The 20,803-nt window shown below is 40.7% G+C and carries 20 protein-coding genes and 1 pseudogene; 7 read left to right on the plus strand and 14 right to left on the minus strand.

Translation table 11 applies throughout. The features are described 5' to 3' along the window. Window positions 1–511 precede the first annotated feature (511 nt). A pseudogene (locus C3Y93_RS00110) lies at window positions 512–1,288 on the minus strand (nitroreductase family protein). 150 nt (window positions 1,289–1,438) lie between these two features. Continuing rightward, window positions 1,439–2,239 carry an enoyl-CoA hydratase-related protein gene (locus C3Y93_RS00115; protein ID WP_104851743.1) on the minus strand — a complete coding sequence of 267 codons (801 nt, stop codon included), beginning with the start codon at window positions 2,237–2,239 and terminating at the stop codon, window positions 1,439–1,441. 430 nt (window positions 2,240–2,669) lie between these two features. Here C3Y93_RS00115 and C3Y93_RS00120 point away from each other — a divergent pair, with 430 nt between their 5' ends. After that, window positions 2,670–3,242 carry a nicotinate-nicotinamide nucleotide adenylyltransferase gene (locus C3Y93_RS00120; RefSeq protein ID WP_096901115.1) on the plus strand — a complete coding sequence of 191 codons (573 nt, stop codon included), beginning with the start codon at window positions 2,670–2,672 and terminating at the stop codon, window positions 3,240–3,242. A 78-nt stretch (window positions 3,243–3,320) separates the two neighbouring features. Here C3Y93_RS00120 and C3Y93_RS00125 read toward each other — a convergent pair whose 3' ends face one another. The 5 genes from C3Y93_RS00125 to dapD all read right to left on the minus strand — a co-directional run bounded on the left by C3Y93_RS00125 (window position 3,321) and on the right by dapD (window position 6,640). After that, on the minus strand, window positions 3,321–3,779 hold the full coding sequence (locus C3Y93_RS00125; protein ID WP_104851744.1) for a peroxiredoxin: 459 nt from the start codon (window positions 3,777–3,779) through the stop codon (window positions 3,321–3,323). Between the two features lie 71 nt (window positions 3,780–3,850). Then, window positions 3,851–4,255 carry a hypothetical protein gene (locus tag C3Y93_RS00130; protein ID WP_004971768.1) on the minus strand — a complete coding sequence of 135 codons (405 nt, stop codon included), beginning with the start codon at window positions 4,253–4,255 and terminating at the stop codon, window positions 3,851–3,853. Window positions 4,256–4,268: 13 nt separating this feature from the next. After that, on the minus strand, window positions 4,269–4,940 hold the full coding sequence (gene queC, locus C3Y93_RS00135) for a 7-cyano-7-deazaguanine synthase QueC (protein ID WP_104851745.1): 672 nt from the start codon (window positions 4,938–4,940) through the stop codon (window positions 4,269–4,271). A gap of 89 nt (window positions 4,941–5,029) precedes the next feature. Next, the gene (queE, locus tag C3Y93_RS00140; protein ID WP_070154146.1) at window positions 5,030–5,740 is read right to left on the minus strand and encodes a 7-carboxy-7-deazaguanine synthase QueE; all 711 of its coding nucleotides are present in this window, start codon (window positions 5,738–5,740) and stop codon (window positions 5,030–5,032) included. A 78-nt stretch (window positions 5,741–5,818) separates the two neighbouring features. Beyond that, a complete protein-coding gene (gene dapD, locus C3Y93_RS00145; RefSeq protein ID WP_104851746.1) occupies window positions 5,819–6,640 on the minus strand; it encodes a 2,3,4,5-tetrahydropyridine-2,6-dicarboxylate N-succinyltransferase in 822 nt (273 codons plus the stop codon). Window positions 6,641–6,940: 300 nt separating this feature from the next. On the opposite strand from dapD, the gene carO reads away from it, so the two are divergent. Next, window positions 6,941–7,687: an ornithine uptake porin CarO gene (gene carO, locus C3Y93_RS00150; protein WP_104851747.1), complete on the plus strand. Its 747-nt coding sequence runs from the start codon at window positions 6,941–6,943 to the stop codon at window positions 7,685–7,687. A 56-nt stretch (window positions 7,688–7,743) separates the two neighbouring features. Here carO and C3Y93_RS00155 read toward each other — a convergent pair whose 3' ends face one another. From C3Y93_RS00155 to C3Y93_RS00185, 7 genes are all read right to left on the minus strand, one after another. Beyond that, a complete protein-coding gene (locus tag C3Y93_RS00155; protein ID WP_104851748.1) occupies window positions 7,744–8,940 on the minus strand; it encodes an outer membrane protein transport protein in 1,197 nt (398 codons plus the stop codon). A 187-nt stretch (window positions 8,941–9,127) separates the two neighbouring features. Continuing rightward, window positions 9,128–10,051 carry a CysB family HTH-type transcriptional regulator gene (locus C3Y93_RS00160; protein WP_104851749.1) on the minus strand — a complete coding sequence of 308 codons (924 nt, stop codon included), beginning with the start codon at window positions 10,049–10,051 and terminating at the stop codon, window positions 9,128–9,130. A 52-nt stretch (window positions 10,052–10,103) separates the two neighbouring features. After that, a complete protein-coding gene (locus tag C3Y93_RS00165; protein ID WP_104851750.1) occupies window positions 10,104–11,165 on the minus strand; it encodes a sulfate/molybdate ABC transporter ATP-binding protein in 1,062 nt (353 codons plus the stop codon). An 11-nt stretch (window positions 11,166–11,176) separates the two neighbouring features. Beyond that, a complete protein-coding gene (gene cysW / locus C3Y93_RS00170) occupies window positions 11,177–12,070 on the minus strand; it encodes a sulfate ABC transporter permease subunit CysW (RefSeq protein ID WP_104851751.1) in 894 nt (297 codons plus the stop codon). After that, complete coding sequence (cysT, locus tag C3Y93_RS00175; RefSeq protein ID WP_004971748.1) at window positions 12,067–12,900, minus strand: sulfate ABC transporter permease subunit CysT; 834 nt, start codon at window positions 12,898–12,900, stop codon at window positions 12,067–12,069. The genes cysW and cysT overlap by 4 nt, the downstream gene beginning before the upstream one ends. Before the next feature lie 87 nt (window positions 12,901–12,987). Beyond that, window positions 12,988–13,593 (minus strand): alpha/beta hydrolase, encoded by a 606-nt coding sequence (locus tag C3Y93_RS00180; protein WP_104851752.1) that lies wholly within the window; start codon window positions 13,591–13,593, stop codon window positions 12,988–12,990. Between the two features lie 319 nt (window positions 13,594–13,912). Continuing rightward, a complete protein-coding gene (locus C3Y93_RS00185; protein ID WP_104851753.1) occupies window positions 13,913–14,920 on the minus strand; it encodes a sulfate ABC transporter substrate-binding protein in 1,008 nt (335 codons plus the stop codon). A gap of 160 nt (window positions 14,921–15,080) precedes the next feature. On the opposite strand from C3Y93_RS00185, the gene pabC reads away from it, so the two are divergent. From pabC to mtlD, 5 genes are all read left to right on the plus strand, one after another. Next, window positions 15,081–15,914, plus strand: a complete 834-nt coding sequence (pabC, locus tag C3Y93_RS00190) for an aminodeoxychorismate lyase (RefSeq protein WP_104851754.1) — start codon at window positions 15,081–15,083, stop codon at window positions 15,912–15,914. Then, window positions 15,907–16,971 carry an endolytic transglycosylase MltG gene (mltG, locus tag C3Y93_RS00195; protein ID WP_104851755.1) on the plus strand — a complete coding sequence of 355 codons (1,065 nt, stop codon included), beginning with the start codon at window positions 15,907–15,909 and terminating at the stop codon, window positions 16,969–16,971. The genes pabC and mltG overlap by 8 nt, the downstream gene beginning before the upstream one ends. Window positions 16,972–16,973: 2 nt before the next feature. After that, entirely contained in the window at window positions 16,974–17,582 is a 609-nt protein-coding gene (gene tmk / locus C3Y93_RS00200; RefSeq protein ID WP_104851756.1) for a dTMP kinase, read from the plus strand. Between the two features lie 384 nt (window positions 17,583–17,966). Beyond that, entirely contained in the window at window positions 17,967–18,377 is a 411-nt protein-coding gene (locus tag C3Y93_RS00205; RefSeq protein WP_104851757.1) for a PaaI family thioesterase, read from the plus strand. A 194-nt stretch (window positions 18,378–18,571) separates the two neighbouring features. Further along, entirely contained in the window at window positions 18,572–20,701 is a 2,130-nt protein-coding gene (gene mtlD / locus C3Y93_RS00210) for a bifunctional mannitol-1-phosphate dehydrogenase/phosphatase (RefSeq protein ID WP_104851758.1), read from the plus strand. Window positions 20,702–20,803: the final 102 nt, after the last annotated feature.

Consider the following 20,803-nt stretch of genomic DNA (forward strand, 5'->3'; position numbering starts at 1 on the left):
TAGAATTGTACGATCACTCATATATGGATTGGGGCAAATATAAGTTGCGTAGATAGAGTTTACTTTTCACGGGCGAAAAGTAACAAAAGCCCTCTGTTAGACTGATGGTACGTCCTGTACCACAGTCTAACGGGCGACATCCTTGTCGCCTTGTCACGAGTCGAAATGTGGCTAGGTTTTAAAAGTACAGTTGAAATATTAGGGTCTGTTGACACTTCATCTATGTTTGCGACGTGAGAGATATATCTCGCAAGGTTTTTTAGCTGCTATAAGGCATGGGGCAGGAAATTTAGTTATTCTAAATGACTGACTCATAACGCAATAGCAGCAAAAAATATGCTCGTCCCCTTGCGCAGCAAACAAAGCAGCGCTTTGTTCTTGCTCATGTGGCTAAAACTTTCTGAGATTACGTTATGAAACTTGGCAATAGTCCCGCTATTCCTTGCGTTTCATGCCTAATCTGCTCAGTTTTAGCCTACAGCGCAAGCCATTTATGAAATGTTAACAGCCCCTAGACTTTCTGAATAAACAGGTCACGGTCAAAACGGTATTGCGGGAAAAAGACACCATCTTCGGCACGTTCACCTGCAGCGATCACCATCACTGGAAATTGTTGATCATTCAGTTTTAAGAGTTTGCGTACCATCGGCTCATCAAAGCCTTCCATCATACAGCTATCAAAACCGTGTGCTCGAAGGGCCAAGACCATATTTTCACAGGCGAGTGCTGTGGTTTTACTGGCCCAAAGTTTGGCATCGGCAGGGTTAAATGCCGTTACAGGTAATTGTTTATCTAAAGTACGTGCAATTTTGAAAGCGACTTTCTTAAAGTTACCTACTGCATTTAAGTAACCAGTCTTGTAGTTATAAGGAATAAACTTGTAATATTTTTTCACTGCAGCGGGTGCTTCAGGAAAAGGAAACTCGCTGATATTCTTTTTTGCCATTTCATCAACGCGGTCTGTGCGCGCAATACATACTATTAGCTCTGCTGCAGTACGGGCAGCAAGCTGTCCTAAGCAGGCTTTAACAAGTTGTTTTTTCTTGGCAGGGTTTTGCACCACCACAAAAGTTCAGGGTTGTAAATTAGATGAGTTTGGCGCCAATAAAGCCATATCTAAACAATCATCCAACACTTCAGTAGGAATGGCTTTGTCGGTAAATTTACGCACCGAACGACGGCTTTGAATGACTTTTTTAAAGTTTTCTACATCAATATCTTGTGGTGCAGGTTCAAAATAACGTTCTTTTTTTTCAACTTGAACATCGGCTGGATTTGGATTAGACATTACAATTTTCCTCAATTTTTAATGATTGACAGCACATCGTAGAAAATGGGGGCGAATAAAGAAAAAACCACATTCAGCCAATATGAATGTGGTTTTAAAAACGGCTAGTACACTTGAAATAGGTATAAGTGCATTTCAGTTCAACAGCACTTAATTAAATTGGCTGAAATCAGGTTTACGTTTTTGCATAAACGCTTGCACTGCTTCCATCATTTCTGCTGAACCGACACGTTCCATAAAAATTTCTGCTTCATGGTCAATCCACGCCACGATTTCATCGACATTATGTTTCATCAGGGCTTTAGATTGTTTGAGTGAAGCCAATGGCAAAGCCGCCAATTGCGCTGCTTTTTGTTGTGCTGTTGCATAGACATCGGTTTCAATACTATTAACTAGATTTGCCGATAATGCCGTTTCGCTATTGAATTTCTGCGCAGTCAACAACAGTTCAGCCGCTTTGTGATAGCCAGCTTGTTCTACTAGAAGTTTGCTTGATGCACCTTCAGGCGATAAGCCCAAGCTCACAAATGGAATCTGGAATAGGGCAGTATTGTCGCTATACACTAAATCTGCATGCAATAAAATTGTGACACCAATGCCAATCGCCACCCCACGTACAGCTGCAATCAGCGGTTTAGAAAACTTGGCAGCAGATTTTAATAAGATGAACGGAGGACCTTCGGCAGCAGGTAATTGTCCTTTAAGTGCGGCAGACTTCATAAAATCCTGCATGTCATTGCCTGCGCTAAAGTCTGCATCTGCACCACGTAAAATCACACAACGTACTGCGTTGGACTGATCTGCTTCATCTAAGGCTTGTGCAATCCACAAATATAATTCACCATACAGCGCGTTTTTTGCTTCTGGTCGGTTGATGGCTAAAGTCAGTACGCCATTGTCTAAATTCGCATTCAAATGTGGGTGAGGTTGTTGAATACAGCTCAGTGTCATCGTACTATCCTTGCTTTGATTGGTTTGAATTTATGGCTCATTATGTCGCAAATTCGCAGCGCTGGCACAACTCATGAGTTCATAAAAAGTTAGTGAATGATGAGATTTGCGTTCCTAATTCAATGTGAAATTTATTTAGAATTTGGGGTTGTTCATTTAAAAAATGAATAAGCAAGGCGGAATCTTAACGTCTATTAATTCTATTTTAGGATTAACCTTCGGTTCGACCTACCTTGCGAAATGCATTTCTCATTCGGCAAAAGTAGGCAAAACCATTTGTCATCCACGAAAGCTGCTTATTTTGCAAGATATTCACTGTAGACTTGCGCTACAAACAAAGCAGTGCTTGTTTTTGCTCAGGTTGTGGATGACATTTCCGCGTATCAGATAGCATCATGTTGTTATCAAAATTAGGATTGGCGTATTTATTATGCAATATACGTTTGATTATTTGGTTTTCATTGGCCGCTTTCAGCCATTTCATTTGGCGCATTTGCAAACCATTCAAATTGCGTTAGCACGTAGTCATTATGTGATTTTGGCATTAGGTTCTGCACAAAATGAGCGCAATTTAAAAAATCCGTTTTTAGCCAAAGAACGTGAGCAGATGATTTTGTCTAACTTTTCACCTGAGATGCAAGAACGGATTAAGTTTGTGCATGTCGTAGATGTCTACAATGATGAAAAATGGCAAAAACTAGTCAAATCTTTAGTCGGTGAATTGATTCAACCGCAAGATCGTGTTGGTTTAATTGGACATTTTAAAGATGACTCGTCTTATTATTTAAAGTTTTTCCCTGAATGGGAGATGGTAGAATTAGACAGCTTGCAAGATGCCATGTCTGCTACGCCTGCACGTGAGGCTTATTATCGTGGGGAAATACAGCCTAATTTTTTCCCGCAAGGCACAATTGATTTCTTAACCGCATTTCAAAACACGGAAATTTATCGTCAATTACAAGACAAATACCAGCAGCAGGACAGCAGTAATTTGACGGAGTAATCCAGTTTTTAAATGAAAAAGGATGATTGAAAAAGCTTTCAATCATCCAGAACATTGTGTTTTTTTAGAGGCTGAAAATTAAGCCTGTAAAGCGGTTAAATGCGCAAGCACTTGCTCGGCATGTCCTGCAGCTTTGACTTTACGATATTCTTTCAGTAATTGACCTTGATGGAAAATAAAAGTAGAGCGTTCAATGCCCATAACTTTTTTGCCATACATATTTTTTTCTTTAATCACATCAAACAACTGACACAATACTTCTTCTTTATCGCTAATCAAGTTGATGCCTAAAGATTGTTTTTCGGTAAAGTTTTGATGGGCTTTGACCGAGTCGCGCGAAATACCAATGATGGTGGTATTGAGTGCCTCAAATTGTGGCTTTAGCGCTGTAAAATCGACAGCTTGTGTGGTGCAGCCAGGGGTAGAATCTTTCGGATAAAAATACACCACTAACCAATCTGTACCAAGTTCGGTTAAATTTACTTCACCTGTAGTGGCAGGAAAAGCTTGATTTGGTAATTGAATTGTCGTGCTCATATTTTTCTCCAAAATCATGCACATAAAAAACTAGCCACATAAAGTGGCTAGTTGAAATTGTTAAGAAAAAATTATTTTTTCTCAGCAGCTTTCATTGCTTCTTCAGTTAAGGTTTTTAATTTACCTGTAAGCTGAGGACCAAAACAAGTTTGCAAATCTTTATTTTGCTTTTGTACAAAAGCTAAAGTCGCAGGGCTCTTTTTCTGGTTAATTGCGCTTTGAATTTCCCATTTTTGAGCGTTGGTTAATTTACCATCTGCTTCTACTGCACAAGTACAATATTTGCTTACTTCAGCTGTAGTCAGTTTTTTGCCTTTTGCAGTTTCTTCTTTACAAACATTAATTAAAGCTGCTTTTACATTGGTGCTTTTATATGCTTGTTGCAACTTGTCATTATTTGCGTGTGTCGTTGTTGCGAATAATGCAGCAACAGACATAATCGCAGAAACTATAATGTTTGATTTTAAATTTTTCATACACTTTACCTTGTTATGACGGTATATAACGCGTTGGGTCTGCAACATCGGCATCGGCAAAACCTTGTTTGCGTAAGCGACAGCTGTCACATGTACCACAAGCACGTCCTTGGTCATCTGCTTGGTAGCAAGAAACCGTTTGACTATAGTCTACGTCATGTTCAATACCTAAGCGAATAATATTTGCTTTGGATAAATGTAACAAAGGTGTCTCAAATTTTAACGGTTTGCCTTCTACGCCAACTTTGGTTGCCAAGCGTGCCATATTGGCAAATGCATCAATAAATTCAGGACGACAGTCAGGATAACCCGAATAATCTACCGCATTAATGCCAATCACAATGGCTTCTGCATCAAAAACTTCGGCTGCTGCCAAAGCATAAGATAGGAAGATGGTATTACGTGCAGGCACATAAGTCACAGGAATACCTTCTTGCTCATGATCAGGTACTTCAATGCTGTGATCGGTCAGGGCAGAACCGCCCAAGTTGCCTAAATCAATATTAATCACACGATGCTCAATGCCTGCATTTTTAGTCAAGGCACGTGCAGCATCTAGCTCTGTGGTCGAGCGTTGACCATACATAAAACTTAGTGCAATACATTCATAACGCGCTTGTGCCCATGCCAAACACGTAGTTGAGTCTAATCCACCAGATAACAATACAATGGCACGAGGGCGCATAATTGAACTCCAAATTTTAAAATATTGCGATAGAACTTGAGCAAAACTGTGATGATTGACCTCAGTACGAATGTGTATTCGTATAGAAATTAACGACCTGTTTCATCATTCCAAAGCAATTTATGTAATTGCAATTGGAAACGAACAGGGAGATGGTCGGCTAAAATCCACTGTGCCAAATCACGTGCAAGTTGTGGCAAGGCGACAGCACCTTTTTCGACAGCAAATGCAGGGGAGAACCATACGGTATTGACTTTTTTATGCAACTGATACTGCTCAACCTGCTGCTTCGCCCAAAGATAATCATCATGATTACAAATCACAAATTTGATTTGATCATGTGGGTTTAAAAAATCTAAATTTGATAATAAGTTGCGTGACATTTCACCCGATGCAGGGGTTTTTAAATCCAGCACCTTCGACACACGGTTATCCACTTTAGAAATATCTAAAGCGCCACTGGTTTCCAAAGACACTTCACAACCTAAATCTGCCAAGCGTTGCATGAGTGGCAGTGCATTCGGTTGGGCTAGAGGTTCACCGCCTGTTACACATACATACGGGGTTTTAAAATCTAGCGTGGTTTGGATGATGTCATCTAAAGATTGACGTTCGCCACCTTCAAAAGAATAGGTGGTATCGCAGTAATGACAACGCAATGGACAACCCGTTAAACGAATAAATACGGTTGGCAAGCCTGATGTATTGGCTTCGCCCTGCAATGAATAGAAAATCTCCGTAATGCGTAAACCCGCAGACGGATCAGAAACAGGAATAGCGGAAGATCGGAGGGTACTCATAAAATTCATCACAGTATATAAAAAACAAAAATCCCTACGGTCATTGCTGGCCGTAGAGATGAGGAAAACTAAAAAAGTTTAGTCTTCGCGTAATAAGTCGTTCAAGCTGGTTTTTGCACGGGTTTTCGCATCTACTTTCTTCACAATGATAGCAGCATACAAGCTATAAGTGCCACATTTAGAAGGCAGGTTACCAGAAACGACCACTGAACCTGCAGGTACACGACCATAATGGATTTCGCCAGTTTCACGGTCATAAATTTTGGTCGATTGACCAATATAAACGCCCATAGAAATGACAGAACCTTCTTCTACAATCACGCCTTCAACAATTTCAGAACGTGCACCAATGAAGCAGTTGTCTTCAATAATCGTTGGGTTTGCTTGAAGTGGCTCAAGTACACCACCAATGCCTACACCACCCGATAAATGCACGTTTTTACCAATTTGCGCACATGAACCTACAGTTGCCCAAGTATCGACCATGGTGCCTTCATCTACATAAGCGCCAATATTGACATAAGATGGCATTAACACCACATTTTTAGCTTGGAATGAACCTTTACGTGCAACTGCTGGCGGTACTACACGTACACCGGCTTGTTTAAATTGCTCGTCAGTCCAGTCTGTAAATTTCGTGTCTACTTTGTCGTAGAAACGCAAATCGCAAGATTCAATTGGCTTGTTATCATTGAGTTTAAAAGATAATAATACTGCCTTTTTTAACCATTGATGAACGATCCACTCACCATTAATTTTTTCAGCAACGCGCAATGTGCCGTTATCTAAACCTGCAATCGCTTGTTCAACTGCCTGACGAATTTCAGTGGGACAATCTGCAGCGCTGAAATTAGCGCGGTCTTCAAATGCTTGTTCAATGATTGTGGAAAGTTGAGACATCGATGTTCTTACCAGAAAGAAAATTTCCAAGATTTTACACTATATTGAGTAAGGAATAGATAAAAATTGGAGTTGATTGCAGTTTATCCTTGGCAAAATAAAACAAGTCAAATTGAGCACTAAATTGTTGAAGTTTTGAAAATAATTGCTTTGCAATAAACAATAAAAATAAATTTGTATCAAAAGATAACATAAACCTAGCAAATCTTGCATAAATACTGAGCGCAATAAGCTCTATAGTTTTCACATGAAAAACGAACGAATGAAAATTCAAAAAGCTTTAGTTTGAGGAGAAACACAATGAAAACTTTACATACAATTTTAGCCGCTTCGGTATTGGCAGCAGTTGCAGGTTCTGCAATGGCAGATACAGCTGTGGTAAAAGATGGCTATGCGTTTGATCGTAACCAATTAATTCCAACAGGTGTACGTGCTGAAGTAGGTACAACTGGTTATGGCGGTGCCTTACTTTGGACTGCAAACCCGTATGTGGGCTTAGCGCTGGGTTATAACGGTGGTGATATTTCTTGGTCGGATGATTTATCAGTCAATGGCTCAAAGTATGACTTAGACATGGACAATAACTTGACCTATTTGAACGCTGAAATTCGTCCATGGGGTGCAAGTCCAAGTAAATGGGCTCAAGGCGTTTATGTCGCTGCTGGTGTAGGCTACGTAGATAATGAATATGGTTTAGAGCGTCGTATTTCTCAGGGTCGTAATTTCTCTGTGAATAATACTGACTTTAATGCTACATCAGATGTTCAGATAAAAGGTGAGCAAAAATACGATAACCAATTTGCACCATATGTAGGTTTTGGTTTTGCTCCAAAAATCAACAAGAACTTCGGTGTATTTGGTGAAGTAGGTGCATACTATACTGGTAATCCTACTGTTTCACTGCAACAAGTGAGTGGTACAGACCAAGTCAACGGTAATGGCGATCGATTAAGTGATGCTATCCGTGGTGAAGAGCGAAAAATTGCCAATGATGACAAATACGAATGGATGCCAGTTGCGAAACTAGGTGTAAGTTACCACTGGTAATATCCATTAGTTTTAGCTAAACCTTAAAAAACGAGCTTCGGCTCGTTTTTTGTGTCTTAAAAGCGATGTGCTAATTTCAAGTGATAAACCCAAGCCTCACGTTGTTCGAGTGAAGAAAAACTTGAAATTTGAGTGATCAATGACTGTGGTTGTTCCGTGTCTGGCTTGGTAAAGTGCAAATAATGCAGACCTGCAATCATAAACGTTTTGGGGTTAAAGTGATAAACTGCGCCCGTACCAACACCAACATAACCATCTACAGGGTTTAAACTTGAGGCAGGATTACCTGCACCAGAATCCCATAATCCTTCCACCGCAGTGATCCACTTGGGTGACCATTGATGGGCAAAACCCAAACGCGTAGACCATTGATTCTTTTGATAATCAATCAGGTTGAACTGATTACCTAGTCCTTCAGATTGCAGAATTGCTGCAAATTGAGTGGGTTGAATTTTAAAATCCTGCCAATTGACCCATCGCAATGATCCATACAGAAAATTTTGTGCAGGTAAACCTGTGTGAAAATCTAAATTCACCGATTCAGGTGTCTGAATTTCAGTTGCTTGTTGTGGTGCAATCTCTAAAGGAAATCCCCAAATACTTTCGCTTGCATTGGTACTGTGCTTGATTTTAGAGCGATAGGTAATTGCTGTATTAAATGCATATTCAGGAATTTGGTAGCTTACACCTGCCAACCAACCCCACGCATGGTCTTTTGGAAAATGTACGTGATAATCAAAAAAGGTATAGTCAACTTGTGTACCAATTTTCAGATCACCTGAAAATGACTGGTAACTCAGACCTGTAAAGAGGTTCCAATGTTGTGTGGGTTGATAGCCAATAAGCGCTGTAATATTTCTTGAGTCAAACTTAATATCTGCATTTTCTATAGGTAAAGGTTCGCCTGAAAGAATAGGACTATAGTGATAATCCACATCAACAAAATAAGGTTGGTCAAATAATAACGCCACAGAAATTTGTGGATGTGGTTGTAATTTTAATGCAGCTTGGATGAAGTGTTGATTATTGACTAAATTGCCTGTTGAAAAATCTTGAACGCCTAATTCGGCAATATTTTGTTGATGCTGTACCTGACCTGAAATATTGGTATCCACGTGTAGCAAAGCGACTTCCGCATAATTTCCTTTTTCAAATAATGCATGTACCGATTGACCGCTACGTTCTAAAGCGGCAGCAGAGGCATAACCTAGCGGCAGGACACACAGCAATCCAACAAAAATGTGAAATTTCATGTTACGTCCTTGGTCTAAATTATACAATTGTGTTTAAAATCAAATTACGTTTTTTATTGTTGATTATATTTTATTCATGTTTATGATAAATTAAAATCATTATTTTGATTATTTCTAGGCATTTAGATCAGCAAGAATTTTGCCAGAGAACTAAAAGAGAGCCTAGGCTCTCTTATGCATTATTGTTTTATTCTTCAGGATAGGCGATACGTTTTAAAGCTTTAATATCGGCATTTGGTGCACATAAAGAAATAAACTCATAGCCATAGCCACGTAGTAAATGTCCTTTGCGAACCGCAATCCATGTGGTGTTTACCCCAAAAATATCGGTCTGGATTTGTTTTAGACGGTAATCGCGTTCTGCATCGTATGCCACATTGTTTACCACGCCTACGCCCATGCCCAATTCAACATAGGTCTTAATAACATCGGCATCAAGTGCAGACATGACGATATTGACATCAATTCCTGCATCGGTAAAAGCCTTGTCAATTTTAGAGCGACCCGTAAAACCACCGTGATACGTAATAATTGGGTAGTCTGCTAAATCGGTCAGCTGAATGTCAGTTTTACTCGCTAAAGGATGATCTTGCGGGGTGATAATGCTGTGCTGCCAGTTATAGTAAGGTACGCTGGCCAAGTTGTCTTCTGTGGTTAAAGACTCCGTTGCAATGCCAATATCGGCTTCACCCTGAAGTAGCATTTCTGAAATTTCGACAGGGCTGGCCTGTTGCAAAATCAAATGTACTTTGGGAAATTCTTTTTTAAACAAATTCACAATAGGCGGTAGCACATAACGCGCTTGGGTATGTGTAGTCGCAATGGTGAGCGTGCCTTCATCGACTTTATTAAAGTCATCGGCAAGGCGTTTAATGTTATCTGCATCAACCAACATGCGTTCGACAATACTCAGCAAAGCTTGTCCTGGCTCGGTTAAACCTAGTAGACGTTTGCCTTTGCGCACAAAAAGCTGCACACCAAGCTCATCTTCAAGGTCTTTAATGTGCTTACTCACGCCCGATTGAGAAGTGTATAGTGCCGCAGACGCTTCGGTTAAATTAAAGTTTTGCCGAACGGTTTCTCTAATAATTCTAAGTTGTTGGAAGTTCATAGTGGTGCAACCCTAAAAAGGATGGAGCGGGTTAGGCTCCATCTTGATGTCCTTATGCGACTTGATTTTCAAATAAATGTAAAGTGGTTACACTTAACCAAACCGTTTGATTTGGGCGGAATTGGTGCAGTTTCGCTTCATCTGCAGTGAGTGCAATTTCAATTAAATTCCCTTGGTGATCTTGCAATTCTGCAACTACTTTACCAGCAATCCAAACCTCACGTAAGAAGGTCGCTTGAATGGTATTTTCCTGTGGTTGGGCATGAATATGCAACTCATCTGGACGCGCAAATGCAATCACTTTGCCTTGTGGTGCATTCGGTTGATTGAGAAGTTGTACGCGATCTTCACCAATTTGCACAACCCCTTGATGATGTTGTCCTTCAAAACGGTTGGCTTGACCTAAGAAGTCAAATACAAACGGAGTTGCAGGCTGTTCATACACTTCACGCGGTGAACCAATTTGTTCGACATTACCTTTGTTCATGACAATAATTTGATCGGCAACTTCGAGTGCTTCTTCCTGATCGTGGGTCACGAAAATTGAAGTGATGTGTAATTCATCATGCAAAGTTCTTAACCAACGACGTAATTCTTTACGCACTTTGGCATCAAGCGCACCAAAAGGTTCATCCAATAACAATACGCGTGGTTCTACCGCTAAGGCACGTGCCAAAGCAATACGTTGACGTTGTCCACCCGATAATTGTGCAGGATAACGGTCTGCTAAAAAGCTTAACTGTACCAAGTCGAGTAAACGCATAACACGCTTTTTAATCTCGGCTTCTGAAGGTCGGGTTGCACGTGGACGTACCCGTAAACCAAATGCGATATTGTCAAATACGGTCATGTGGCGGAATAGGGCATAGTGTTGGAAAACGAATCCAACTTGACGTTCGCGCACATGCACATCGGTTGCATCCTGACCCTCTAATATCACTTGCCCACGATCTGCCGACTCTAATCCTGCAATAATACGCAACAAGGTGGTTTTACCACAGCCTGAAGGCCCAAGCAGCGCCACCAGTTGGCCATCTGGAAAATCGAGGGAGATGTCTTTAAGTGCATGGAATGCACCAAAATTTTTTTCAATATTTTTAACTTGAATACTCATGCGGTCATTCCTTAAGAAACAGTTGAATCTTCATTGCGTTGGTTTTGCTTTTCTTGGCGAATTTCAACCCAAGTTTTTAAAATCAGGGTCACAATCGCGAGAAGTGCCAAGAGAGAGGACACCGCAAACGCAGCACTAAAGGTATATTCGTTATAGAGAATTTCGACGTGCAGCGGTAGGGTGTTGGTTTCTCCGCGAATATGCCCCGATACCACAGATACCGCGCCAAACTCACCCATTGCGCGGGCATTACACAGAATCACGCCGTAAATTAACCCCCATTTTATGTTTGGCAAAGTGACTTTCCAGAAGGTCTGCCAACCCGATGCACCTAATACAATCGCAGCTTCTTCTTCTTCTGTGCCTTGCGCTTCCATTAAAGGAATCAACTCACGCGCCACAAAAGGTACAGTAATGAAGATGGTGGCAATCACAATTGCAGGTACGGCATATAAAACTTTGATGTCGTGTTCCATCAACCAGCCGCCCATCCAACCTTGTGTACCAAAAATCAGGACTAGCATTAAACCTGCAATGACAGGAGAAACTGAAAAAGGCATATCAATTAAGGTGGTGAGAATCGACTTACCACGGAAATTGAATTTCGCCACTGACCACGCTGCGGCAATACCAAATATCACGTTTAAAGGCACGGCAATGGCTGCAGTGAGTAAGGTTAATTTCACTGCTGATAAAGTGTCAGGATGCACCAATGCTTGGGCATAGACACCAATGCCTTGTTTAAACGCTTCGACAAAAACCAAAATCAGCGGCAAAATCAGACAGCTTAAGAAGAAAATGAAGGCAATTGCAATCAGGGTATAGCGTACCCAAGTCGGTTCACGTGTTGCATCGCGTGATTGTAGTTTTTCAGCCAAAGCATTGCTGTTGGTATTTAAACTCATCGTGCAGTTCTCCCTGTGCGACGACTTGCCCATGCTTGTAATAAGTTAATTAAGAACAGCATGACAAAAGAAATCAGCAACATCACCACAGCAATTGTGGTTGCACCTGCGTAGTCATATTCTTCTAAACGAGAAATAATCATTAAGGGTGCAATTTCAGTTTTAAATGGTTGGTTACCTGCAATGAAAATCACCGAGCCATATTCACCCACGCCACGCGCAAATGCGAGGGCAAAACCTGTAATCAGTGCAGGCAATAAAATAGGGAAAATCACTTTGGTGACAATTTGAAAGCGGTTAGCCCCTAGCGCAGATGCTGCTTCTTCCAACTCGGTTTCTAAGTCACTGAGTACGGGTTGCACGGTACGCACAACAAATGGAATACCAATAAAAATCAGGGCAAGGGTAATCCCGATAGGGGTATACGCGACTTTAATGCCTAATGGTTCTAAATATTGTCCAATCCAGCCAGTCGGTGCGTATAAAGAAGTCAGGGCAATACCCGCAACTGCAGTAGGCAATGCAAAAGGTAAATCGACCAAAGAATCTATAATACGTTTGCCCGGAAAGCTGTATCGTACCAAACACCATGCCAATAATAAGCCGAAGACGACATTAATAAAGGCTGCAATGAGCGCAGCGCTAAAACTGAGTTGCAAAGATTTTTGGATACGTTCTGAACTTAAAATTTCCCATAAACCATCCCAACCGATACCCAGCGATTTAATAAATACAGCCGATAAGGGAATAAGAACAATTAAGGATAAATACGCTAGGGTAAAGCCTAGAGAAAGACCAAATCCTGGCAGCACTTTGGATCGCTGCGACATGATGACTCCTCAAAAGAGAGAATGAGTGTTTGAAAACAAACAGATAAAAGTAAAAGATAAATTCGGCACAAGCATAATTTGCGAAGATTAAATTGCAAATTTGAATAAATACTTGTTGTTATCAGAAATACTGATATATGATTGCATATTTTCTGCAATCAAATAATCATAAATTTCAGGAAATGCCCCAAAGCCTGATGCAACATTAATATGACCCACTTGTCCTAAATTAATCGGTGTTAATTGCCATGCTTGGGCAAGTGCCTGTGCATCTGCAAAACTTAGCCACGGGTCATTTTCACTGATCAATAAGCGTGTCGGTACAGCCAATTTAAGTTGCTGAAAATAAGCCGAATAATTGCTTTGGCTGTGTTGTGCAAAACCAGATTCACCAAAACGGGCAGGGTTAGCAGGTGCAACCAAAACCACATTTTTAATTTTTGCCTGCAATTTAGGTTGCTGTGCTAAGGCTGCCACTGTGGTCAGACAACCAAAGCTGTGCGCCACAATTTGAATATCGTTCTGAATTGGGGCAACTGTTTTGACAAATTCAGCAACCCAGTTCTGTAAAATTGGGCTATTCCAGTCTGACTGTTGTACACGCGAGCAAGACATGAGTTGTCGTTGTAACCAAGATTGCCAGTGCGCATATTCACTGCCACCTACACCTGGAACAATTACGGTATGAATCATGTCGATGCTCCTTCGCATATTTCAGCCTGAAATAATGATCTGAATAACGCTTGAATATGAATTGAACCCATCATTTTCAGCTTTGGCTGTGATCACTTGGATTCAAAACTCAGTAAGATAATGCTGTAAAATTCATGTTTTAAATAATCTGCAACAAGGATAACTAGAGTTTCTATGCAAAAAAAATAATTAAAAATGAATTTTATATGAATAAAAGAGATATATGTGAATCAGGTAAAAATGCGTTTGTGAAAACACCCGCATTTTTCAATTTGGGTGTTTTCAGCTAGAGCTTTGGTATGATTTACCTTTCGGAGTATTATTTGGTTTGGTTGGCTTTGACAATCTGATCGAAAATGCCATCATTTTCAAAGTGTTGCTTCTGAACTTTGCTCCATCCACCAAACTCTTGATCAATAGTCACCAACTTCAATGGTTTAAATTGCGACTTATATTGTGCCAACACCGTAGCATTACGTGGTCGGTAATAATTCTTCGCAGCAATGTTTTGACCCGCAGGCGAATAGAGATAGTTTAAATAGGCTTTGGCTAAGTGTTGATTGCCATCTTTTTGCACATTTTTCTCTACAATCGCCACAGGCGGTTCAGCCAAAATAGATAGAGAAGGTGTGATGATCTCAAATTTACCCGGTTGTTCACGCACGGCTAAATAGGCTTCATTTTCCCAAGCTAACAAAACATCACCAATGCCACGTTCTGCAAAAGTGGTGGTTGAGCCACGTGCGCCTGAATCCAATACTTTGGTTTGTTTATAAATTTGGCGAACAAACTCTTGCGCTTTGGCATCACTGCCCGCAGGTTGATGTTTTGCCCATGCCCACGCTGCCAAATAGTTCCAGCGTGCACCGCCAGATGTTTTTGGATTTGGAGTAATGATTTCCACACCAGGTTTGACCAAATCGCTCCAATCTTGAATCGTTTTCGGATTGCCTTTACGCACCAAAAATACAATTGTGGATGTATAAGGGGTCGAGTTGTACGGAAATTTCTTTTGCCAGTCTTTAGGTAATAGACCGCGTTTGGCAATTTCATCAATATCGGCAGCCAGTGCCAAAGTCACGACATCGGCACCTAGACCATCAATCACCGCACGTGCCTGTTTGCCCGAACCGCCATGTGATTGTTTAAAGTTAATGTTTTGCCCGGTGGCTTTTTTCCAGTACGCACCAAAATCTTTGTTAAAGTTATCGTATAATTCACGGGTTGGATCGTAGGAAACATTCAGAAAGTCTTTTGCAGAAACGCACAAGGCTGTTGCCGAAAGTACTGCCGCCAGTAGTCCAATTTTCAGTTTTGTAAAGTTCATGTTTGACCTCAGGTATTAAATCTGTTGTTGAATGAGGCAAGCATATCGGTAGTCTATTTGCTGAAAAAATAATTTAAAATGCGGTGAATATCAGTAAATGATAAATATAAATTTCTTCATTGTTTTCTATATTTAGAGATAAATAACGAGTACTTCTTCCATGCAGTGTTATAAAAATGCCAAGCCTACCGAGCAGATTCATGTGTTAGATCGCGCGTTTCATTATGGTGATGGATGCTTTAGCACTGCACGTTTTCGCCAAAATCAAATTGAATTATTTGACCGCCATTTGGCGCGTTTGCAATATGCCAATCGCCAACTTTCTTTAAATGCCAATCTTGAGTTAATCACTGAAACGCTGACACTTTTAAAGCAGGCGCATGGCGAGTTAAATGGTACTTTGAAGATTGTTTTAAGTCGTGGTGTGGGGCAGCGTGGCTACAGCTTGCCTGATCATCCTGCCGATGTTTGGGTGTTTTTCTATCCACAAGTACAAGCGGCTTTAGATACGGCATATCATTATGACATCATTCAAAGTGGCATCTTGGCACAAGCGATTGGACTAAGCATGCCGAATTTAGTTGGGCTGAAAAGTCTAAACCGACTTGAACAGGTATTGCTCAAACAAGAAGCCGATCAAAAAGGCTGGACAGAAGCTTTGGTTACTGATGTACAGGGCAGTGTGGTTGAAGGTGTGAGTAGTAATTGTTTCATTCGTATAAACAATACATGGATTACCCCGCAACTTGGTTATAATGGCGTGCACGGTGTCATGCGGGCAGAAATTTTATCGCGCATGCAACAACAGAATTTGCATTGTGAACAGCGTGATATTCATGCTGCGGAAATTGCGCAGATTCAAAGTCTGTTTTTCTGTAATGCTTTAACGCCCATGAAAATTGTCAGCCATTTAGGGCAGCAGGTTTTAGATGTGCAGCCGTGTGTGGAATTATTTAAGCAACTTCAACTGAATCAGATTCATTCTTATGTCTAAGCGCCCATCAAAATCTAAAAAGAAAACCAAAACTATGTGGTCTAAGCGTGCTATTCAGGGCACGCTTATTTTTATACTTGGACTGTTTTTGGTCATTGGCATGATCTTATGGTCAAGCTTATTCAAAGATTATCCTGTTGAAGGCAAAAAACAATTATTGGCCATTAATGATGGTGATACCTATTCACGCTTTATTGATCGTTTGGCAGAACAAGATCATGTGAATTTTCCAATTGTTTTAAAGCTCTATCAACGGGTGATGATTCACGACAGCATGAAAAAAGGCGTGTATGAAGTTCGTCAGGGTATGAGTGTACGTCAGGTTATGGAAATGATCGCCAATGCTGAAAATGCACAAATGAACCGTATTTTGGTGATCGAAGGCACGACTTTTAAACAATTGATTGATGCGTTAAAGAAAGATGAGTTAGTCACCAAAGAAGTGTCGCATTTGCCATATGATCAAATGCTAAAAGCTTTAAATATTCCTTTTACACATCCCGAAGGTTTATTTGCGCCGAATACTTATTTCTTTGCCAAAGGTGAAACTGACCGTAAAATTTTAACCGATTTATATCAGCGTCAAATGAAATCATTGGATGATGCTTGGAATAATCGTGCAGCAGATTTGCCCTATAAAAATAAATATGAAGCTTTAATCATGGCATCTATTATTGAAAAAGAAACCAATGTTGATGCTGAATTAGAGCAGGTTTCGGGTGTGTTTGTACGTCGTTTAAAACTGGGGATGCGTTTACAGACTGACCCAACCGTGATTTATGGTATGGGAGATCGTTATCAGGGCAATATCACCCGTCAGGATTTACGCACTCCAACGCCATACAACACCTATACCATGAGTGGCTTAACGCCAACACCAATTGCTTTGCCAAGTCAAAAAGCCATTGAAGCGGCTATGCATCCAGACCAATCTGACAATATTTATTTTGTCGCGACAGGTAACGGTGGGCATAAATTTAGCACCAATTTGCAAGATCATAACCGTGCCGTACAGGAATATTTAAACGTACTACGCACGAAAAAATCAGGGGAATAAGCATGTTTATCAGTTTTGAAGGTACTGAAGGGGTAGGCAAAACTACACTTATTCGCCGTATTCATGATTATTTTACTGCACAAGGTCAGTCGGTGGTTTTAACCCGTGAACCGGGTGGAACCTCTATGGCAGAGCAAATTCGTGCTTTGTTGCTCGCGGTCAACCATGAAGAAAAAATGTGTTCAGACACTGAGTTATTGTTGATGTATGCAGCGCGTGCCCAGCATTTAGATCAGGTGATTTTACCTGCGTTGGTTGTAGGGAAAACTGTGCTATGTGATCGTTTTAGCGATGCCAGTTTTGCTTATCAGTGTGCAGGACGTGGTTTGAGTGAAAGCAAGTTGCAGACTTTAAATAATAACTTTGTTGCACGTATGCCTGACTTAACTTTTTGGCTCGATGCACCGATTGAACTGGGTATGTCCCGTGCACGGACGCGTGGTGAACTTGATCGTTTTGAACAAGAGAAAGCAACTTTCTTTGAGAAAGTAAGAGGTGGCTATCAAACTTTGTGGGAGCGACACCCTGAGCGAGTGAAGCGCTTAGATGCAACACAAAGCCCCGATCAAGTATTTGCACAGGCGATGCACTATTTGCAAGCTAAGGCATAACAAACAAAGGTATAACAAGCCAATGGGTCAATTAGGGTCTGTTGACGATTCGTCTATGTTTGCGACGACGCATATTTTTTAGCTGATATAAGGCATGGGACAGGAAATTTAGTCATTCTAAATCACTGGCACATAACGCAATAGCAGCAAAAAATATGCTCGTTCCGAAGGACTGTGGCTAAAACTTTCTCAGATTGCGTTATGAAGCTTGGTAATAGTCTCGCTATTCCCTGCGTTTCATGCCTGATCTGCTTAGTTTTAGCCTACAGCGCAAGCCATTTATGAAATGTCAACAGACCCTAGACATTTGATTGAATGGAAAAATCTTCTATAGTGGAAATGCTTTAGAAGATTTTTTTATTTAAATAATAGCGAATAGTAAATATGACCAAAGACGAAATTATTGAATTTTTAAAAGTTGAGTTTCCGCAAAGTTTGGAAAAATGTGAAATTGTGTCCATCACCCCACGTGGGGCATTGGTGAATTATCACATCGATGAACGTGATTTACGCCCAGGCGGCACAGTATCGGGGCCGACCATGATGACCGTTGCTGACTATGCACTTTATATCGCCATTTTAGGGGAGTTGGGTTTGGTGGCTTTGGCGGTGACCAGTAATTTAAACATCAACTTTTTACGCAAGCCCGCAGCAGGGCGTAATTTACGTGGTGAATGTCGCTTAATGAAAGTAGGGAAAAACCTCGTGGTCGGTGAGATTTGGGTATATTCCGAAGGTGTAGATGATGCCGTGGCGCATGTCACAGGGACGTATTCGATTCCACAGATTGGCTGAGAATAAAGTCAGCTTTATCTTAATTTTAGTTACTTATATTTACCATGTGGTTACATATGTACACATACTGCATGAAAATCAGGGTTTGATTGGTTAAAAAATAATCACAAATATTTCATTTTATGTTTTTCATATAGATCAAATCTGCTTTTGTCTAAGCTAGCAACCCGTAAGTGATAAAACAAGGGAGCTAAATGCTTAAATTTAAGAACAATATTGTTCATGGAGCAATCTTTGATATGGATGGAACAATGTTTGATACTGAACGATTACGGTTTCAAACATTGAAGCAGGCATCTCAGGAGCTCATTGGCGTTGAATTTTCAGACGTATACCTCATGCAATGTTTGGGTTTGAGTGCAAAGAGCGCTGAACAACTGGCGCAAGCAGAATATGGTGCAGACATTCCTTACCGTGAGATCCGTCAGCGTGCTGATGAACTAGAACTAGAAAGTGTGCGCAATTTTGGTGTGCCCATTAAAAAAGGTTTGTTGCAGGTATTAGAGCGGTTACGAAAGTCTGGCTTGAGAATGGCGGTTGCTACGTCTAGTCGTCGTGCCATTGCCGAAGAATATTTGATTAATGCCAATGTCTATAAGTTTTTTGATGTATTAGTTTGTGGCGATGAGGTGCAACAGGGCAAGCCACATCCTGAAATTTTTATAACAGCCGCACAAAAAATTAATCTAGAACCCAGCGAATGTTTCATGCTGGAAGATTCTGAAAATGGAATCAAATCTGCACATGCAGCGGGTGGCATAACCATACTATTTCGGGATATAAAAAAACCTAATGCTAATATGTTGTCACTCACGCAGCATTATTACGCAAGTATGCAAGCTTATTTAGATGACTTAAATCAAGTTATTCCTGTATTGGAAATGCCGAGTTTACAAGAGGCCTTCCCGCAAACTTTAAATCAGTTGAGTGTGGGGATTCATGGTTTTGGTGCAATAGGTGGGGGCTATTTGGCCCAAATTTTATCGCACTGGGATGGCTATACCCGTCCTAAACGTATTTATGCTTCTACACGGAATACCTTATATCGTTCTGCAGTAAACGCCTTTGGAACGTATTCAATTCGTTATGGACAATGTTCTTATGATGAACGAATTGAAAATATGCACATCATTGATGCGGAGAACTTGCAGCAGATGCAGCAAATGTATGTGGAGTCGAGCCTAATTGCATTATGTTTGCCTGAACATGCTTTACAGCAAGAGGCTAAAGTAATTGCGCTGGGCTTATATGCCCGTTTTATAGCGCAATTTGAACTCCATCAGCCTTTAACTATTTTGGTAATTTTAAATAAAGTTGGGGCAAAACAGCTCTTGATGACGCATATTCATCAGGCGTTAGAGGCGTTGTTGGATCCCGATACGGCAGCCAAAATTATGGCGCAGCATTATTTTTGCGATACTGTCGTAAATAGAATGGTCTCTAAATTAAGCGATCAAAACTTATATCGCCAATTACGCATCAAGTATAATATTTTTAAGCAATTTCAGTTGGATGACGAAGCAGAGCCAATTGAAATTGAAGACAATACTCGATTGCAGCCTGAGCAAGAGCGTCAAGCCACCTTATATGTAGAAGATTTAAGACGCAATTTTCAGCCCAGTCACATTTTGCAAAGTATGGATTTAATTTTATTTCATGCTGAAAGTGACATGCCTATTTATGTGGAAAATGCCAGTCCATTATTGCAACACATGCGTCAAATGATTTTGGTAGATGATATTGCCGAAATCCAACTCATTAAAAATCGTTTATGGAATGGTGTACATGCCATGATGGCTTGGTTATCCAGTTTAATAGGGCATAACAGTATTGGTGTCGCAATGGCAGACCCATTGGTTGCAGATTTTACCCGCGCTGTTTCGGCACAAGTAGCGTTGGGATTAGCTGCACAGTTGCCGCATCGTCAGCAAAACTTAAAGCATCTGGCACAGAGCTTTCTGGACTCATGTGAACATGCCTATAAAGACCCGTGTCAGCGTGTGGCACGTGACCCTTTGCGTAAACTCTCAGCCAATGAACGGGTGATGGGTGCTTTGATTTATCATCTGCAGCATGATTTAGCTGCAAATTATGTGCAGAAAGGAGTGGTGTTGGGCTATCTGTATGCAATTAAAATGCAGCAGTTGGGGGCTCAAGCAGCATTACAGCATTTGTCAAAACAATTGCAAAATGCGCCTATAGACGAACAGACACGGCAGCAATTGCAGTACATAATTAGCCACCAATTACAGCAACTATTGGCTGGTCAAGTTCGCTTAGAAGCATTTATTCAAGATGGTACTCAAGTTGCAGCCGTAATCTAAAACTCAACTTGATGAATTCTTGGGGGGAGGTTTAGTAAGTTAACGTCATCATATTCAAAATGATAAAATATCGAATCGTGTTATGGAACACGATTCGGTGCT

This window comes from Acinetobacter sp. SWBY1, assembly GCF_002946595.1.
Lineage (GTDB): Bacteria > Pseudomonadota > Gammaproteobacteria > Pseudomonadales > Moraxellaceae > Acinetobacter > Acinetobacter towneri.

Coding starts and splice junctions, on each gene's coding strand:
- C3Y93_RS00180 (WP_104851752.1), bottom strand. CDS start 13,593: ATGATTCATACCGTAATTGTTCCAGGTGTAGGTGGCAGTGAATATGCG.
- C3Y93_RS00120 (WP_096901115.1), top strand. CDS start 2,670: ATGCAATATACGTTTGATTATTTGGTTTTCATTGGCCGCTTTCAGCCA.
- carO (WP_104851747.1), top strand. CDS start 6,941: ATGAAAACTTTACATACAATTTTAGCCGCTTCGGTATTGGCAGCAGTT.
- queC (WP_104851745.1), bottom strand. CDS start 4,940: ATGCGCCCTCGTGCCATTGTATTGTTATCTGGTGGATTAGACTCAACT.
- mltG (WP_104851755.1), top strand. CDS start 15,907: ATGTCTAAGCGCCCATCAAAATCTAAAAAGAAAACCAAAACTATGTGG.
- C3Y93_RS00155 (WP_104851748.1), bottom strand. CDS start 8,940: ATGAAATTTCACATTTTTGTTGGATTGCTGTGTGTCCTGCCGCTAGGT.
- dapD (WP_104851746.1), bottom strand. CDS start 6,640: ATGTCTCAACTTTCCACAATCATTGAACAAGCATTTGAAGACCGCGCT.
- cysT (WP_004971748.1), bottom strand. CDS start 12,900: ATGTCGCAGCGATCCAAAGTGCTGCCAGGATTTGGTCTTTCTCTAGGC.
- mtlD (WP_104851758.1), top strand. CDS start 18,572: ATGCTTAAATTTAAGAACAATATTGTTCATGGAGCAATCTTTGATATG.
- queE (WP_070154146.1), bottom strand. CDS start 5,740: ATGAGTACCCTCCGATCTTCCGCTATTCCTGTTTCTGATCCGTCTGCG.
- C3Y93_RS00205 (WP_104851757.1), top strand. CDS start 17,967: ATGACCAAAGACGAAATTATTGAATTTTTAAAAGTTGAGTTTCCGCAA.
- tmk (WP_104851756.1), top strand. CDS start 16,974: ATGTTTATCAGTTTTGAAGGTACTGAAGGGGTAGGCAAAACTACACTT.
- C3Y93_RS00165 (WP_104851750.1), bottom strand. CDS start 11,165: ATGAGTATTCAAGTTAAAAATATTGAAAAAAATTTTGGTGCATTCCAT.
- cysW (WP_104851751.1), bottom strand. CDS start 12,070: ATGAGTTTAAATACCAACAGCAATGCTTTGGCTGAAAAACTACAATCA.
- C3Y93_RS00115 (WP_104851743.1), bottom strand. CDS start 2,239: ATGACACTGAGCTGTATTCAACAACCTCACCCACATTTGAATGCGAAT.
- C3Y93_RS00130 (WP_004971768.1), bottom strand. CDS start 4,255: ATGAAAAATTTAAAATCAAACATTATAGTTTCTGCGATTATGTCTGTT.
- C3Y93_RS00185 (WP_104851753.1), bottom strand. CDS start 14,920: ATGAACTTTACAAAACTGAAAATTGGACTACTGGCGGCAGTACTTTCG.
- pabC (WP_104851754.1), top strand. CDS start 15,081: ATGCAGTGTTATAAAAATGCCAAGCCTACCGAGCAGATTCATGTGTTA.
- C3Y93_RS00160 (WP_104851749.1), bottom strand. CDS start 10,051: ATGAACTTCCAACAACTTAGAATTATTAGAGAAACCGTTCGGCAAAAC.
- C3Y93_RS00125 (WP_104851744.1), bottom strand. CDS start 3,779: ATGAGCACGACAATTCAATTACCAAATCAAGCTTTTCCTGCCACTACA.